The organism is Buttiauxella sp. BIGb0471, assembly GCF_024807715.1.
GTDB classification, from domain to species: domain Bacteria; phylum Pseudomonadota; class Gammaproteobacteria; order Enterobacterales; family Enterobacteriaceae; genus Buttiauxella; species Buttiauxella agrestis.
Genome location: NZ_JANUEU010000002.1, coordinates 699961 through 715769, shown reverse-complemented (window position 1 = coordinate 715769; position 15809 = coordinate 699961). Strand labels below are relative to the sequence as shown.

The window sequence follows — 15809 nt, the reverse complement described above, 5'->3', positions numbered from 1 at the left end:
GCCCCTGCCTCAACGCGCCTTGTTCGCCATGGTTTTGGCGTTGCTAGCGCTGTCTTTAGTTGCCGCCAATTTAGGTGCCATGCGGCTTTCCATTGCCGTTTTGTGGCAAGCCCAGGACGACGCATTGCGCCATATCTGGCTCAATATTCGCCTGCCTCGCGTGCTGCTGGCAACGCTGGTAGGCGGCGCTCTGGCGCTTTCAGGTTGCGTGATGCAGGGACTATTTCGTAACCCGCTCGCTGACCCTGGCTTGCTCGGGATAAGTAGCGGTGCGGCACTGGCGGTCGGTTTTTCGGTCGTCATGCCCTTCGCCTTGCCCGTTGTATTCGCATTATATGTTCCGATGCTTGCCGCATTTCTGGGCAGCCTCGCCGTCACTTTGGTGATTTTCTTCCTGAGCCGCCAGAGCAACAATAGCCTTTCACGCCTGCTGTTAGTTGGTATCGCGATTAATGCGTTATGCGGTGCGGCGGTGGGAGTGCTTTCCTGGATAAGCAACGATGCGCAGCTGCGCCAGTTGTCGCTTTGGGGGATGGGCAGTCTTGGACAGGCGCAGTGGTCAACGTTACTGGCTACCGCTTCGTTTATTCTTCCGGCTTCAGTGGCTATCGCGTTTACGTCCAGACGCCTTAATCTTTTACAACTGGGTGACGAAGAAGCCCATTACCTGGGCGTAGACGTCAAAAAAACGCAGCGTCAGTTGCTGATTCTAAGCGCATTGCTGGTGGCGGCAGCGGTTGCCGTGAGTGGCGTGATTGGTTTCGTTGGCCTGGTGGTTCCGCATCTGGTACGAATGTGGCTCGGGGCCGATCATCGCTGGCTGATCCCGGGTTCTGTATTGGCAGGAGCAATGCTATTGCTGGTGGCGGATACCCTCGCCCGCACACTGGTTGCCCCTGCGGAAATGCCGGTGGGTTTGCTGACCAGCCTGCTTGGCGGCCCGTGGTTCCTGGCATTAATTTTCCGTCAACGGAGAGAAACGGATGGCTGATTTACTCCTGGCGCGAAACGTCACGCTACGCTCAGGCGTTCGAAAGCTGCTTGATGATATTAATCTGACGCTGGCGGCGGGCGAAGTGGTCGCGCTAATCGGCCCTAATGGTGCGGGGAAATCCACGCTACTCCGGGTGCTTACCGGTTTTCAGCTGCCGGAAAGTGGCTATATTTCCCTGGACGGACGCCCGTTACATGAATGGTCTGGCGAAGCGTTATCGCGCAAACGCGCGGTGATGCGCCAGCGCGGTGGCATGGCGTTTAGTTGGGCGGTCGAAGATGTCATCGCCATGGGACGTGCGCCGTGGCCGGAAAAAGAGACAAAGGCGGTCATTCAGGAAGTAATGGCGCTGACGGGATGCGATACGCTCGCAGGGCGCGATTTTTGCCAGCTTTCCGGCGGTGAACAACAGCGCGTGCAGCTCGCACGCGCACTGGCACAATTGTGGCAGAACGGGCAACCCCACGGCTGGCTGTTTTTAGATGAACCGACTTCTGCACTCGATCTCTATCATCAGCAGCATATTCTGCGTTTACTGCGCAGGTTATCGTTGATGGGGACGTTATCGGTTTGCGTAGTGCTACATGATTTGAACCTGGCCGCACTGTGGGCTGACCGGATTGTGCTGTTGCACGAAGGACGACTGGTTGCCAGTGGTTCGCCGCAAGAAGTGTTGAACGAGGCTATCTTACAACACTGGTATCAGGCCGATTTACGGGTGTTCAGTCATCCTGAACACCCGGTGCCGCAGGTTTGGTTGCAGCCGTGATCGTTTTGTCGGATGACGCTGCTGTACGACCGACAAAAAAAGTTAGCTCGAGCAACTCACTTCTAACCGCTTGCCCCAGTCCGGCGGGCGTTGGGTCAAATCAGCAGAATATTCAGCAAATGGCTGGCGCAGTGCTTCATGCAGTTGCGCCAGCACACTCACATCCCCTTTATCGGCGGCATCAATTGCCCGTTGTGCCAACCAGTTACGCAACACGATTGAAGGGTTTGCGGCTTTCATCGCTTGTTGACGCTGTTCATCGCTGACCTGTTCGGCCTGCAAACGGGTACGATAACGAGTAAACCAGTTATCAAAACTTGCGCGGTCGATAAATTCATCACGCAGCGGCGAGCTGGCAGAGTTTTGTTCAGTCAGGCTTAACATGCGGAATGTGCGCGTGTAATCACTCCCCTCTTTGGCCATCAGCCCGAATAGCTCGGTGAGAATTTCGTTATCCGCCGTTTGTTCGGTTAGCAGCCCCAGTTTCCCACGCATTAACTCACCGAAAGCTTTCATTAGCGCGAATTGATAATGGTCGAGCAACTCGTTTAACCACTCCACAGAAATAAACGGTGACAGCGTTTGCGCGAGACGTTGCAGATTCCACAGCCCAACCGCAGGCTGATTATCAAAAGCGTAACGCCCCTGATGGTCAGAATGGTTGCAGATAAAATCGGGCTGATAATCATCGAGGAAACCGTACGGGCCGTAATCCATCGTCAGTCCAAGAATCGACATATTGTCGGTATTCATTACGCCATGGGCGAAACCAATAGTTTGCCAGTGGGCAATCATTTGCGCTGTACGTTCGACAACATCACGGAACCAAAGCTGGTATTTATCGGCTTCATCGACCAGATGCGGCCAGTTATGGGCAATCACGTAATCCGCCAATTGCTGGACTTTTTGCGGTTCCCGACGATAGTAGAAATGCTCAAAGTGGCCGAAGCGAGCATGACTTTGCGCCACGCGAATCATCATCGCACCTTGTTCGGTGGTTTCACGTTGTACCGGCGTTTCGCTGGTGACAATACTGAGCGCACGCGTGGTCGGAACGCCTAACCCGTGCATCGCTTCACTCGCAAGGAACTCGCGAACCGTTGAACGCAGCACCGCGCGGCCATCGCCCATGCGCGAATAAGGCGTTAATCCCGCCCCTTTTAGGTGCCAGTCGAATTTACGCCCGTCCGCTAATTGTTGTTCGCCGAGCAAAATACCGCGTCCGTCGCCAAGCTGTCCCGCCCAGACGCCAAACTGGTGCCCGCTGTACACTTGTGCCAAAGGCTGCATCCCCGGCAACAGTGTTTCACCGCTCCAGATACCCGTGTGGGCTGCATCAAACAATGAATCATCCAGACCCAGATCATCGGCCAGAGGGCGGTTATGGTAAAACAAACGCGCATTATGCAGCGGTGTTGGCTTAAGAGCCGTATAAAAGCCGGGCAATTCATCGTGCCAGCTATTTTTGAATACAGGTTTATTGGTCATGGAACCTCCTGCCGATAGTGTAGTGCTTGTGTGAAGTTTTAAACACGGCACATTGGCAGGGGTATTCTCTTAATGCAGAGAATAAGGATGAAGCCAGTCTATCAGCGCGTTTGAGGGAATAGCGGGCCAGTAATTCCCCTGCATAGCAAAGTCCGATAATGAAAGCACTTTCTGGCGAGCAGTATCTTCATCAACACCGTTAATCACCAGAGTCTGGCAAAACGGCGAAAGCTGCGCCAGTAATGCCATCATAAAAGGCTCAAAAGAACGTTGTTTAATTTGTTTATGAATAAACACTTTATCCAAAAACACACGCTTAAATAAACCGTCGAAAATCGATTTAGTGGTCGCAATTCCAGCACCAAAATTAGCCAACGCTAATGGAAAATGCTTAGTCATTGCCATTAGCCTGGCATTTTCATTGCCAAGATTTAACTCGGGAAAGTTCTCATTGATAGAGAATTCAATGAATGAAAGCTGCATCAACCGGGAATGCAGTTCGGTACTGGCTAAAACCGCATCAACAATTACCACGCTTATATTCACCCATACAACTATATTTTGAGCCTTAAAGAATTCTTGATAGTTTTCGAGTAATTCTATTTGTTCTTTGAATAATTGTAATTGTTGTACAGGTGTAATTGTCGAGTTCACTAATTCAGTTGGAATACGCACCGGTGCGTCAACGCCAACAAAATTAAGTAATAATTCAATACCTAAAAGTTCATCATTAGGTAAGTAAACAGGCTGGAAATAAAAATCCGAGCGATATTGTACATCGAATGCGAGGATCATGTTCCCAACCGTGTATCAAATGAGGTGGATGGTATCGTGACACGATGAGTATCCAGGGTTAGCTGGATTGATTTTATTGTAATTAAATGCAAAATCGTCCCTGAATGCGTATCAGAATCTTCTTGAAGTATAATTAAATGCTTATTGGAATTCATGCTGCTGGAAGGCTGAAAAGAAAACGACCCCCGAGGAACTGAGTAAACAAAGTGACAGGGGTATGTAAACGTGGCCAACACATCAACAACTTGAAAGTCGAAAGATATATTATCCTGTTTAAGTCATTATCGCCAGTTTTAGCGAATAACACGAACTGAATCGCGATGGATTATCTCGGGAGAAAAAGATTCATTCTCACAATGAGAGTCCAATAATTTACGGATAGCGAAGCGGGCCATTTCACTTATCGGAAAATGGACGCTGGTAATTGCAGGGCGGACAAATGCGGCTCGTTCCCCACTGTCATAACATATAAGTGAGATATCCTGGGGAATTCGCAACCCGCGCTCGGTGATAGCCAGCATTGCGCCAATGGCCAGTTCTTCGTTACAACAATAAATTGCCGTCGGCTGCGTATTTTCAAGCAGTTGCGCGGCCAGTTGATAGCCGCTGGGCATATCATACTCGCCCCCCAGAATCGCAACAGGTTCGATGTTTGCCCGGTCCATGGCATCGATAAAACCTTGCCTGCGCAGCAAACTTGAAGAACGGCTTACTGGCCCGTGCAGACAGGCAATTTTAGTATGCCCTGCATCAATAAATACCTGGGTGGCGCACGCACTCGCAGCACGGTGATCAAACACCACGCAACGCGGTTCGAGGCCAGGAACGTCCCGGTCTAATATGATAAATTTCTTTTCTTGTTCCGCCAGTTGATTCAGCGTTTCATCGCTGATGGCGCGAACGTGTAATACCAGCCCGTCGCAGCGCAGATTAAACAGCCGCTGAATGGCATTGAGTTCTTTCTCAGCCGTATCTCGCCCTTGCGTTACCAACAATTGCTTACTATTTAGTTCAGCTTCACTTTGTACGGTGTCCATTAAGGCACCAAAAAATCCGCCGCGATATGACGTGGTGACTAAACCGAGTGTATGACTTTGGCTCGACGCTAACGCACGAGCGGCGGGATTTGGGGAGTAACCCAATTCAACAATGGCGGCTTCAACTTTGATACGCGTCTGCGATTTAACTTTAGTATCGCCATTCACGACGCGTGAAACGGTTGCCCGGGATACACCTGCGCTGGCGGCAACATCTTCCAGAGTAACCATGAACTATCCTTTCAAGGGAACGAAATGCACCCAGATATTACCTGAAATTATTACTAGCGCCTGGGTTAACCACGGAATTGCGGAAGGGAGTCACGTTTAGGGCCATTTGCTGGCCCTGACGCGTAAAACTAGATGCGGCGAGCCTGCCAGAATTTTTTGCTCCAGTAGACGTTATCAAGCGACGAACGCATCACGCCACGGCTGGTCGAGGCATGAATAAACTGGTTATCCGTATCGTAAATACCGACGTGCAAACCGCTTTCACCAGAACCGGTTTTAAAGAATACCAGGTCACCCGGTAGCAAATCGTCTTTGTCTATTTGCGTGCCGATCTTCGCCTGCTGTTTTGTTTCACGCGGGAGTTGTAACTCGAACCTGTCGCGGAAGGTAAGAGAGACAAAGCCGGAACAATCAACGCCACGGCGGCTCATTCCCCCATAACGGTAAGGCGTGCCATGCCAGCCACTGAGCTGATCGTTGAGTTTAGCGATGACCGTTATCGAGTCCGACAAACGAGAATTTGGCGGTGGCGCATGATGGCTACACCCTGCGAGTACCAGACATGCTACAAGAAGAATCCATACACGCATTTCAGGCTAATCCTCACCCGTTTATAATTTCCAGTAATTTAGCGCTTACCTATGATTTGGTGCAAGTTTTTACCATCATCTAAAGCGGGGCTATTAGCATACTGTGCCCTTCAATCTGTAATCGGCGGAAGTGCATGTTATAAGCTGTCGCTAAATGTTGCGGCGACAGCACTTCATCCCGATTTCCTTGTGCAATCATTTTACCTGCCCGCAATAACCAGACGGTGTGCGCATGGCGCAAACTATGGTTTAAATCATGGCTGCTCATCACCACCGCAATACCCGCTTCACACAATGCCACCAGGATCCTGTCCAGCACAGTCTGTTGCGCGACATCGAGGCTATTCATTGGCTCATCCAACAAGAGTAAACGCCCTTGCGGATTGATTTCAGGATGAATTTGCAGAACGACAGCGGCCAGACGAACGCGTTGCCATTCCCCACCCGAAAGCTGATTCACGCTGCGGGTGAGTTTGTCGGTCAGACCGAGCGTTTCCACAAGGTCGAGCATAATGGTGTCTGTAGGGCCAATCGTTTGATGAAGCTGTAAATAGTGCCAGACGGGCATGGAAAATGGCGGCATCTGTTGTTGAGATAAATAAGCCCGATGACGTGCCAGCTGCGTCGGTTTCCAGTCATTCAGTTCACGTTCAACAAAAGTGATTTGCCCGCCACCGGAGCTTAAACCCGCAGCCCGTGTTAACAAGGTGCTTTTCCCGGCCCCGTTTGGCCCGACAAGGTGTATCAGTTCACCAGCGTGCACCGTGGCGGAAATCGGCCCAAGCCGTTCCGCCACTGCGACATCATTGAGTTGCAACAACGGCATTATTTTGCCAGTGCCGACTTAATTGCATCAACAATGATTGCGTCGTCAGGCGTCATGTCTGGTGAAAAGCGTTGAATGACCTGACCATCACGACCAATCAGGAATTTTTCGAAGTTCCACAGAATATCGCCAGGATGAGCTGGAGCGCGGCCTGTGCTGCTCATGCGCTCCAGAAAACCGCTGCCTTCGGGCGCGACGGCATTCGGTGCAGCGGCGACCAGTTTTTCATATAGCGGGTGACGATTTTCACCGTTCACGTCCAGCTTGCTGAACATCGGGAAAGTCACGCCGTAAGTGGTGCTGCAGAAAGTTTTGATCTCTTCTTCACTACCCGGCTCTTGCCCCAGGAATTGGTTGCACGGAAAACCGAGCACTGAGAAGCCTTGCTGCTCATATTCTTTCTGCAGGTTTTCTAGTTGCTCGTATTGCACTGTCAGGCCGCATTTAGAAGCAACGTTCACCATCAACAGCACTTTGCCTTTCCATTTTTCGAGCGTTGTGGCTTCACCATCAATGGTAGTAACTTGAGTGTTCAGAATGTCTTGCATTGTTTACCCCTGAATTGAACAGCGTTTGATTATTTCCCAGCTTTTAATAATAGCCAGATAAATACAGGTGCGCCTAACGTTGCTGTCACGACACCTATTGGTAATTCTGCAGAAGCCAGAGCCAGGCGAGCAATCACATCGGCCCCCAATAACACAGTGGCACCTGCCAGGGCGCTTGCAGGCAGCAAAATACGATGATCGGTTAAGCCTTTCAGACGTAACATATGAGGGATCACCAGGCCGATAAAACCAATTGCGCCAGCAAGCGCAACGCTCACGCCCACCAGCCAGCCTGTCGCTATCACCAGAATGTTGCGCCATACCCAGACGGGCAAACCGAGCTGACGTGCGGATATTTCGCCAAGCGCCATGAGATTCAATGGGGCGTAGTTGCGGCATAACCACAGCATCACGGGCAATAACGTGACCATGAGCCACCATTGCCGCCAGTCCACGCCACCAAACCCGCCCATCATCCAGTACATTAACTGGCGCAGGTCGAGGCTGCTGCTGAAATAAATTGCCCAGGTCATCAGTGCGCTACAGATGATGCCCAGCGCCACACCGGCGAGCAGCAAGCGGCTATTCGAAAGATGACGACGTGAAAAACGCAGCAGGATAAATGTGATGATAAGCGCACCAGCAATGGCACAGATACCCAAAACCCAACCTGGCAGCATGCCCTGCCCAAGTAAAACAGCCGCCACTAAGGCCACACCCGCGCCATTGGAAACCCCTAAAAGACCGGGTTCCGCCAGTGGGTTTTCAAAAAGTGCCTGCATGATAGTGCCAGAAATCGCCAGTGCCGCTCCAACCAGTAACACCGCTAATGTACGAGGCAGGCGAATTTGCCAGATAAACAACTGCGCATCCTCACCCATCCAGTGTTGTGGGGCAAACCATTGCTCCCCTGCGCTCAGGCTCAACACCACCATGCCTAGCATTGTGGCGAACAATGCAAGCAACCAGCGGCGTTCCAGAAAGCGCTGTCGCGCAACGAAAGTGTGCATCTGGATAATAAGATCCAATTAGTAGCAATTCATAAACTTGATTTTACGGGGGATTTTCCGCGCAGGACAAGAAGAAAAGAAAAAGGCCGCTTCAGGCGGCCTTTTTGGTTAATTCAGGTTACTCGTCTTTTGGCGACGCGTTTTCAACCCTACTTTTCAACTTCTGACCAGGTCGGAAAGTCACAACACGGCGAGCCGTGATAGGAATATCTTCACCAGTCTTCGGGTTACGCCCGGGACGTTGGTTTTTATCGCGTAAGTCAAAATTACCAAAGCCTGATAGCTTAACCTGCTCGCCGTTCTCCAGAGCGCGACGGATCTCTTCGAAAAACAGCTCTACCAACTCTTTAGCATCACGTTTGCTAAGCCCTAGCTTATCAAACAGATATTCTGACATTTCAGCTTTTGTAAGCGCCATACGTTCAATCCCTCAATGATGCCTGGAATCGCTCTTTTAATGCCTCTACGCATTTTGCAACGGTAGCGGCCATCTCCTCTTCTTCGAGTGTACGGCCCGTATCCTGCAGGATAAGGCTTATGGCAAGGCTCTTATAGCCTTCGGCTACGCCTTTGCCACGGTACACATCAAATAAGTTTACGCCAACTACCTGATTTGCGCCAACTTTCTTACACTCGGCCAAAATATCTGCTGCGGGAACGTTTTCAGCGACCACAACAGCAATGTCACGTCGGTTCGCAGGATAGCGAGAAATCTCTGCCGACTCAGGCACAGCGCGGTCTGCAAGCTTGCTCCACAGCACTTCGAACACCAGCGTACGACCATTGAGTGACAGCTTGCGCTCGAGCTCTGGATGCACAACACCAATGAAACCAACGTATTCCCCGCCTAAATAAATGGCAGCGCTTTGGCCTGGATGCAACGCTGGGTTGCTTGCAGCTTTGAATTCGATGTCAGAAAGTTTACCAGTAAGATCTAATACTGCTTCCAGATCGCCCTTCAAATCATAGAAGTCGACGGTATTACGCGCCAGATCCCAATGCTCTTCGTAGCGATTACCACAGATGGCACCAGCCAGCATAAGATCCTGACGGATACCCAGGTCTGCCTGAGTATCAGGAACAAAGCGTAAACCTGATTCAAAGATACGTACACGTGCCTGCTGGCGGTTTTGGTTATAAACCACGGTATTAAGCAGGCCTGGCAGCAGAGATAAACGCATCGCTGACATTTCGCTGGAAATTGGGCTTGGCAGAATCAGATTTTCTTCACCTGGGTGCAGCAATTGCTGAACTTTAGGATCAACAAAGCTGTAGGTGATAACTTCCTGGTAGCCTTTATCGACCAGCATGGTTTTCACACGCTTGAGCGATAAGTCTGCTTCGCGATGGCTGCCCATAATCAGACCTGCTTGAACAGGCTCATTCGGGATGCTGTTATAACCATAAACGCGTACCACTTCTTCAACCAGATCTTCTTCAATCTGCATATCGAAGCGCCAGCTTGGTGCTACTGCCGTCCACTGGTTGTCGCCTTCAGTTACTTCACAGCCTAAGCGGCGCAGGATGTCGCTAACCTGTGCATCTTCAATGTGATGACCAATCAGGCGATCCAGTTTGCTGCGACGCAGAGTAATTGTGGCAGCTTTTGGCAGATGTGCTTCATTAGTCACGTCAATGACCGGACCCACTTCGCCACCGCAGATATCAGTCAACAGGCGAGTTGCACGTTCCATCGCTTTATATTGCAGAGCTGAATCCACACCACGCTCATAACGATGAGAAGCATCGGTATGCAAACCATGGCGACGAGCGCGGCCTGTAATAGACAGCGGGCTGAAGAATGCGCACTCTAGCAGCACATCCTGGGTTTCATCATTCACACCAGAATGTTCACCACCAAAGATACCGCCCATTGCCAGCGCTTTATTGTGGTCAGCGATAACCAGCGTGTCAGCTTTCAGCTTCACTTCGTTACCATCAAGCAGAGTCAGCGCTTCGCCCTCTTCTGCCATACGCACAACAATGCCACCTTCGATGCGACTCAGATCGAATGCGTGCATCGGTTGGCCAAGTTCGAGAAGCACATAGTTGGTCACGTCAACGACTGCATCGATAGAACGAATACCACAACGACGCAGTTTCTCTTTCATCCACAGTGGGGTTGGCGCTTTAACGTTGATGCCTTTAACCACACGGCCAAGGTAACGCGGGCACGCTTCAGGCGCATCCACACGAATGGGCAACGTGTCGGTAATGGTCGCCGCTACTGCGGGCATTTCTGGTTCGTGCAGCGGCAGTTGGTTCACAACCGCTACATCACGCGCAACACCGATGATACCAAGGCAATCGGCACGGTTTGGCGTAACGCTGATTTCGATAGTATTGTCATCGAGCTTCAGGTATTCGCGGATATCAGTGCCAATTGACGCATCCAGCGGCAACTCAATAATACCGTTATGATCGTCGGAAATACCCAGCTCGGAGAACGAGCACAGCATCCCTTCAGATGGCTCGCCACGCAGTTTGGCGGCTTTGATTTTGAAATCACCTGGCAGAACAGCACCGACGGTTGCCACAGCAACTTTCAGGCCCTGACGGCAATTTGGCGCACCACAAACGATGTCTAACAGGCGCTCGCCACCGACATTCACTTTCGTTACACGCAGTTTGTCAGCGTTTGGATGTTGGCCGCACTCAACCACTTCACCCACCACCACGCCATTGAATGCACCGGCAACGGCGTCAACACCATCAACTTCCAGACCAGCCATAGTGATTTGGTTTGAAAGCTCTTCACTGCTGTTGGCTGGGTTTACCCATTCGCGTAACCAGAGTTCACTGAATTTCATTGGATATCCCGCCCTTATTTGAACTGTTTGAGGAAACGTAAATCATTTTCGAAGAATGCACGCAGATCGGTCACACCGTAGCGCAACATGGTCAGACGCTCCATGCCCATGCCGAACGCAAAGCCTGAATAAACTTCTGGGTCGATACCGACGTTACGAAGAACGTTCGGGTGCACCATGCCGCAACCTAATACTTCCAGCCACTTGCCGTTTTTACCCATCACATCAACTTCTGCGGACGGTTCAGTGAACGGGAAATAGGATGGACGGAAACGAATCTGCAGATCCGCTTCGAAGAAGTTGTTCAGGAAGTCGTGGATGGTTCCTTTCAGGTTGGTGAAGTTGATGTTGGTATCAACAATCAAACCTTCCATCTGGTGGAACATCGGGGTGTGAGTCTGATCGTAATCGTTACGATAAACACGGCCTGGCGCGATAATACGAATCGGCGGCTGCTTGTCTTTCATGGTACGAATCTGTACACCAGACGTTTGGGTGCGCAGCAGGCGAGTTGCATCGAACCAGAAAGTATCGTGGTCAGCGCGAGCTGGGTGGTGCCCAGGGATATTCAACGCATCGAAGTTATGGTAATCGTCTTCGATTTCCGGGCCAGTTGCCACAGTAAAGCCAAGTTCACCAAAGAAGCTTTCAATACGGTCAATGGTGCGAGTCACCGGGTGCAAGCCGCCATTTTCAATGCGACGGCCAGGCAGGGAAATATCAATGGTCTCTTCTGCCAGACGCGCATTCAGCGCGGCACTTTCGAGAGCGTGTTTGCGTGCATTCAATGCTTCCTGCACTTTCTCTTTCGCTTCATTGATTACCGCACCAGCGGCTGGACGCTCTTCTGGTGGCAATTCACGCAGGGTTGTCATCTGGAGGGTCAGATGCCCTTTCTTCCCTAAATACTCGACGCGTACGTTGTCCAACGCGGCAACATCATGGGCCTCGTTTATGGCGGCCGTTGCATTGGCAACCAGCTCTGCGAGATGTGGCATGGTATTCCTCTTATGCCGGCACAATTGCCGGGGTAGTTGATCCGTATACAGAAGCAAAAAAAAAGCCTCCATAGTGGAGGCTTTCGGCGCTATTTTTCGTTTCTTTTCTTACGCGCAAAGCCCCCTGATTCAGGTGCTAAAGTAAAAAAAGAAACGGAAAATAGCAGCATTCATGCTTGCAGTTACCTTATTGATCAGTGTTAAAAATTACCGTCAGAAATTAAAAGAGGGAGACAAGCTCCCTCTAATAACCGGCTTACGCCAGAGCTGCTTTCGCTTTCTCAACCAGTGCAGTAAATGCCACTTTGTCGAATACGGCGATGTCAGCCAGGATCTTACGGTCGATTTCAACAGAAGCTTTTTTCAAGCCGTTGATGAATTTGCTGTAAGAGATCCCGTTCTGACGAGCTGCAGCGTTGATACGTGCAATCCACAGCTGACGGAATTGACGTTTACGTTGACGACGGTCACGGTAAGCGTATTGGCCAGCTTTGATAACAGCCTGGAAAGCAACGCGGTAAACGCGTGAACGCGCACCGTAGTAGCCTTTGGCTTGTTTAAGGATTTTTTTGTGACGAGCACGTGCGATAACACCACGTTTTACGCGAGCCATATTAGCTCTCCTGTTCTATATTCTGAATTAATTAAAAAGTGCTACTTATGCGTACGGCAGGCAAGCGATGACCAGGCCCAGATCCCCTTTGGAGACCATACCTTTCGGACGCAGGTGACGTTTACGCTTAGTAGACTTTTTAGTCAGAATATGACGCAGGTTAGCGTGCTTACGCTTAAAACCACCACCGGCGGTCTTTTTGAAGCGCTTAGCGGCGCCGCGTACAGTTTTAATCTTTGGCATTTAATAACTTTCCACTTCGCATTGTTAATAAAACGAACCAGAAGGCGAACAAATCTCACGAGGCCGAAACCTCGCGAGAACTGTTACTTGATGGCCTTACTGTTTCTTCTTCGGAGCGAGCACCATGATCATCTGGCGGCCTTCGATCTTCGATGGGAAGGATTCGACGACTGCCAGTTCACTCAGATCGTCACGGACGCGGTTAAGCACTTCCATACCAATCTGTTGGTGAGCCATTTCACGACCGCGGAAACGCAGTGTGATTTTAGCTTTATCACCCTCTTCCAGAAAGCGAACCAGGCTGCGGAGTTTTACCTGATAGTCGCCATCATCGGTACCAGGTCGGAATTTGATTTCCTTGACCTGAATAACTTTCTGCTTCTTCTTCTGTTCCTTAGAAGATTTGCTTTTTTCGTAGAGGAATTTGCCGTAATCCATAATTCGACAAACAGGCGGTTCAGCATTAGGACTGATTTCAACTAAATCGACCCCAGCTTCCTCGGCTTTTTCTAAAGCTTCATTCAGACTGACAATACCTAGCTGCTCGCCTTCAATACCTGTCAGACGAACCTCAGTGGCACGAATTTCTCTGTTTATGCGATTAGGACGCGCCGGTTGAACTCTTTTTCCGCCTTTAATAACTCTATTCCTCTAGTTGATTAAGATTGCGACTGCGAATTTCATTCTGCAGTTTTTCAATCAATTCGTTGACGTCCATGCTGCCCAAATCTTTGCCACGACGAGTACGAACGGCTACTTTGCCTGCTTCGACCTCTTTATCGCCACAAACTAACATGTATGGGACACGACGCAACGTGTGTTCACGGATTTTAAAGCCAATCTTCTCATTTCTCAAGTCTGCTTTTACACGAATGCCTGCATTTTGCAGTTTACGGGTCAATTCGTTAACGTAATCAGACTGTCCATCAGTGATATTCATGACCACTGCTTGTACTGGCGCAAGCCAGGTTGGGAAGAAACCCGCGAACTCTTCAGTCAGGATACCAATAAAACGCTCCATTGACCCGAGAATTGCACGGTGAATCATTACCGGAACCAGGCGTTCGTTATTTTCACCAATAAACGAAGCGTTCAAACGTGATGGTAATGAGAAGTCTAGCTGTACAGTACCGCACTGCCATGCACGGTCCAGGCAGTCGTACAGGGTAAATTCAATTTTAGGGCCATAGAATGCACCCTCACCCGGTTGATAATCAAACGGAATGTTATTTTCTTGCAGTGCAACAGCCAAATCCGCTTCTGCACGGTCCCACATTTCGTCAGTACCGATGCGTTTTTCAGGACGAGTAGACAGTTTCACAACGATTTTTTCAAAACCGAAGGTACTGTACATGTCATAAACCATGCGGATACAGCTGTTTACTTCATCACGAACCTGGCTTTCGGTACAGAAAATGTGCGCATCGTCTTGAGTAAAACCACGAACGCGCATCAGACCATGCAACGCACCTGATGGTTCGTTACGGTGGCAGCTACCAAACTCAGCCATACGTAATGGCAAGTCGCGGTAGGATTTCAGGCCTTGATTAAAGATCTGAACATGACCTGGGCAGTTCATTGGCTTGATGCAGTATTCACGGTTCTCGGAAGAAGTCGTAAACATCGCATCTTTATAGTTGTCCCAGTGGCCGGTTTTTTCCCACAGCACACGGTCCATCATGAACGGGCCTTTCACTTCTTGATACTGGTACTCTTTGAGTTTGGAGCGAACAAACACTTCTAACTCACGGAAGATAGTCCAGCCGTCGTTGTGCCAGAACACCATACCAGGCGCTTCTTCCTGCATATGATACAGGTCGAGTTGCTTACCAATTTTGCGATGGTCACGCTTGGACGCTTCTTCCAGACGTTGCAGATAGGCATTCAGTTGTTTTTTATCAGCCCACGCAGTGCCATAGATACGTTGCAGCATCTTGTTGTTGCTATCGCCACGCCAGTAAGCACCGGAGGTTTTCTGCAATTTGAAATGATGGCAGAAACGCATATTCGGTACGTGCGGGCCACGGCACATATCAACATATTCTTCATGATGATAGAGACCAGGCTTATCATCATGGCTGATGTTTTCATCAAGGATCGCGACTTTGTAGCTCTCACCACGGTTCACGAATGTTTCACGGGCTTCATGCCAGCTCACTTTCTTCTTAATGACATCGTAATCTTTCTCAGCCAGCTCGTGCATACGCTTTTCGAGCAGCTCAAGATCTTCCTGCGTCAGCGTGTGGTCGATATCAACGTCATAATAAAAGCCGTTGTCAATCACCGGGCCAATCGCCATTTTGGTGTGCGGCCACAGCTGCTTGATAGCATGACCCAATAAGTGGGCGCATGAGTGGCGGAGAATCTCCAGGCCAGCTTCATCTTTTACAGTGATAATCGCAAGTTTGGCATCGTGCTCAATAACATCAGATGCATCAACCAATTCACCATCAACACGGCCAGCGATACACGCTTTTGCAAGGCCTGGACCAATATCCAGAGCAACATCCAGCGGGCTAACAGCATGGTCGTAATGGCGTTGGCTGCCATCAGGAAGAGTAATAACAGGCATTATAAGTCCTTATTCGCAGTGGTGACCCATACGCAAGATCACATGCAACTTTATATAGTTTAAATAAATCAGCAAGTTAAGAAGGGTTGAGTGCTTCACCTCGCAAACTGTGTACATCGTAGTGTACAAAATACTAAATGTACCCGCTTCTACCTACTAATTAGACCGGACAATAGTACACGTCATTGAGATGGGGATAAAGGCAGAACTTGATTGCAACGAAATGAACCAACTGATTTTTAAGAATGTACACTGTGTACATCTATACTTTTCATCTCAACCGGA

17 protein-coding genes and 1 other annotated feature are annotated in these 15809 nt (G+C 49.9%); of the genes, 2 read left to right on the top strand and 15 right to left on the bottom strand.

Annotated elements, in window-relative coordinates; genetic code table 11:
- Window positions 1-4: 4 nt before the first annotated feature.
- The gene (locus tag M2371_RS09990) at window positions 5-991 is read left to right on the top strand and encodes an iron ABC transporter permease (protein ID WP_310473316.1); all 987 of its coding nucleotides are present in this window, start codon (window positions 5-7) and stop codon (window positions 989-991) included.
- The gene (locus M2371_RS09985) at window positions 984-1763 is read left to right on the top strand and encodes a heme ABC transporter ATP-binding protein (protein ID WP_259267611.1); all 780 of its coding nucleotides are present in this window, start codon (window positions 984-986) and stop codon (window positions 1761-1763) included. The genes M2371_RS09990 and M2371_RS09985 overlap by 8 nt, the downstream gene beginning before the upstream one ends.
- Before the next feature lie 42 nt (window positions 1764-1805).
- Here M2371_RS09985 and selO read toward each other — a convergent pair whose 3' ends face one another.
- From selO to thrS, 15 genes are all read right to left on the bottom strand, one after another.
- Window positions 1806-3251 (bottom strand): protein adenylyltransferase SelO, encoded by a 1446-nt coding sequence (selO, locus tag M2371_RS09980; RefSeq protein ID WP_259267610.1) that lies wholly within the window; start codon window positions 3249-3251, stop codon window positions 1806-1808.
- Window positions 3252-3320: 69 nt separating this feature from the next.
- Window positions 3321-4046, bottom strand: coding sequence for an EAL domain-containing protein (locus tag M2371_RS09975; protein WP_259267609.1), 726 nt, complete (start codon window positions 4044-4046; stop codon window positions 3321-3323).
- Between the two features lie 293 nt (window positions 4047-4339).
- Window positions 4340-5314, bottom strand: coding sequence for a LacI family DNA-binding transcriptional regulator (locus tag M2371_RS09970; RefSeq protein WP_259267608.1), 975 nt, complete (start codon window positions 5312-5314; stop codon window positions 4340-4342).
- Window positions 5315-5442: 128 nt separating this feature from the next.
- Complete coding sequence (locus M2371_RS09965) at window positions 5443-5904, bottom strand: NlpC/P60 family protein (RefSeq protein ID WP_034494811.1); 462 nt, start codon at window positions 5902-5904, stop codon at window positions 5443-5445.
- A 79-nt stretch (window positions 5905-5983) separates the two neighbouring features.
- Window positions 5984-6730 (bottom strand): vitamin B12 ABC transporter ATP-binding protein BtuD, encoded by a 747-nt coding sequence (gene btuD, locus M2371_RS09960; RefSeq protein WP_259267607.1) that lies wholly within the window; start codon window positions 6728-6730, stop codon window positions 5984-5986.
- The gene (locus tag M2371_RS09955; protein WP_259267606.1) at window positions 6730-7278 is read right to left on the bottom strand and encodes a glutathione peroxidase; all 549 of its coding nucleotides are present in this window, start codon (window positions 7276-7278) and stop codon (window positions 6730-6732) included. Before M2371_RS09955 ends, btuD begins: the two co-directional genes overlap by 1 nt.
- 29 nt (window positions 7279-7307) lie before the next feature.
- Window positions 7308-8288, bottom strand: coding sequence for a vitamin B12 ABC transporter permease BtuC (gene btuC, locus M2371_RS09950; protein WP_259267712.1), 981 nt, complete (start codon window positions 8286-8288; stop codon window positions 7308-7310).
- A gap of 118 nt (window positions 8289-8406) precedes the next feature.
- A complete protein-coding gene (ihfA, locus tag M2371_RS09945; protein ID WP_001229265.1) occupies window positions 8407-8706 on the bottom strand; it encodes an integration host factor subunit alpha in 300 nt (99 codons plus the stop codon).
- Window positions 8707-8710: 4 nt separating this feature from the next.
- Window positions 8711-11098, bottom strand: a complete 2388-nt coding sequence (gene pheT, locus M2371_RS09940; protein WP_259267605.1) for a phenylalanine--tRNA ligase subunit beta — start codon at window positions 11096-11098, stop codon at window positions 8711-8713.
- Between the two features lie 14 nt (window positions 11099-11112).
- Window positions 11113-12096: a phenylalanine--tRNA ligase subunit alpha gene (gene pheS / locus M2371_RS09935; protein ID WP_034494802.1), complete on the bottom strand. Its 984-nt coding sequence runs from the start codon at window positions 12094-12096 to the stop codon at window positions 11113-11115.
- 55 nt (window positions 12097-12151) lie between these two features.
- Window positions 12152-12275, bottom strand: a sequence feature (Phe leader region).
- On the bottom strand, window positions 12226-12270 hold the full coding sequence (pheM, locus tag M2371_RS09930) for a pheST operon leader peptide PheM (protein ID WP_001386830.1): 45 nt from the start codon (window positions 12268-12270) through the stop codon (window positions 12226-12228). Its footprint overlaps the feature before it by 45 nt.
- A 77-nt stretch (window positions 12276-12352) precedes the next feature.
- Entirely contained in the window at window positions 12353-12709 is a 357-nt protein-coding gene (rplT, locus tag M2371_RS09925; protein WP_000124850.1) for a 50S ribosomal protein L20, read from the bottom strand.
- 45 nt (window positions 12710-12754) lie between these two features.
- Window positions 12755-12952, bottom strand: coding sequence for a 50S ribosomal protein L35 (gene rpmI / locus M2371_RS09920; RefSeq protein ID WP_005968897.1), 198 nt, complete (start codon window positions 12950-12952; stop codon window positions 12755-12757).
- Window positions 12953-13048: 96 nt separating this feature from the next.
- A complete protein-coding gene (gene infC, locus M2371_RS09915; protein WP_074388328.1) occupies window positions 13049-13591 on the bottom strand; it encodes a translation initiation factor IF-3 in 543 nt (180 codons plus the stop codon).
- A gap of 4 nt (window positions 13592-13595) precedes the next feature.
- Window positions 13596-15524, bottom strand: a complete 1929-nt coding sequence (gene thrS / locus M2371_RS09910; RefSeq protein WP_034494799.1) for a threonine--tRNA ligase — start codon at window positions 15522-15524, stop codon at window positions 13596-13598.
- Window positions 15525-15809 lie beyond the last annotated feature (285 nt).

Bases quoted from the DNA above. Each gene is read 5' to 3' on its own strand.
- rplT (WP_000124850.1), bottom strand. From the start codon at position 12,709: ATGGCTCGCGTAAAACGTGGTGTTATCGCACGTGCTCGTCACAAAAAA.
- btuC (WP_259267712.1), bottom strand. From the start codon at position 8,288: ATGCACACTTTCGTTGCGCGACAGCGCTTTCTGGAACGCCGCTGGTTG.
- btuD (WP_259267607.1), bottom strand. From the start codon at position 6,730: ATGCCGTTGTTGCAACTCAATGATGTCGCAGTGGCGGAACGGCTTGGG.
- M2371_RS09955 (WP_259267606.1), bottom strand. From the start codon at position 7,278: ATGCAAGACATTCTGAACACTCAAGTTACTACCATTGATGGTGAAGCC.
- rpmI (WP_005968897.1), bottom strand. From the start codon at position 12,952: ATGCCAAAGATTAAAACTGTACGCGGCGCCGCTAAGCGCTTCAAAAAG.
- thrS (WP_034494799.1), bottom strand. From the start codon at position 15,524: ATGCCTGTTATTACTCTTCCTGATGGCAGCCAACGCCATTACGACCAT.
- M2371_RS09985 (WP_259267611.1), top strand. From the start codon at position 984: ATGGCTGATTTACTCCTGGCGCGAAACGTCACGCTACGCTCAGGCGTT.
- pheT (WP_259267605.1), bottom strand. From the start codon at position 11,098: ATGAAATTCAGTGAACTCTGGTTACGCGAATGGGTAAACCCAGCCAAC.
- M2371_RS09970 (WP_259267608.1), bottom strand. From the start codon at position 5,314: ATGGTTACTCTGGAAGATGTTGCCGCCAGCGCAGGTGTATCCCGGGCA.
- pheS (WP_034494802.1), bottom strand. From the start codon at position 12,096: ATGCCACATCTCGCAGAGCTGGTTGCCAATGCAACGGCCGCCATAAAC.
- M2371_RS09975 (WP_259267609.1), bottom strand. From the start codon at position 4,046: ATGATCCTCGCATTCGATGTACAATATCGCTCGGATTTTTATTTCCAG.
- ihfA (WP_001229265.1), bottom strand. From the start codon at position 8,706: ATGGCGCTTACAAAAGCTGAAATGTCAGAATATCTGTTTGATAAGCTA.
- M2371_RS09965 (WP_034494811.1), bottom strand. From the start codon at position 5,904: ATGCGTGTATGGATTCTTCTTGTAGCATGTCTGGTACTCGCAGGGTGT.
- selO (WP_259267610.1), bottom strand. From the start codon at position 3,251: ATGACCAATAAACCTGTATTCAAAAATAGCTGGCACGATGAATTGCCC.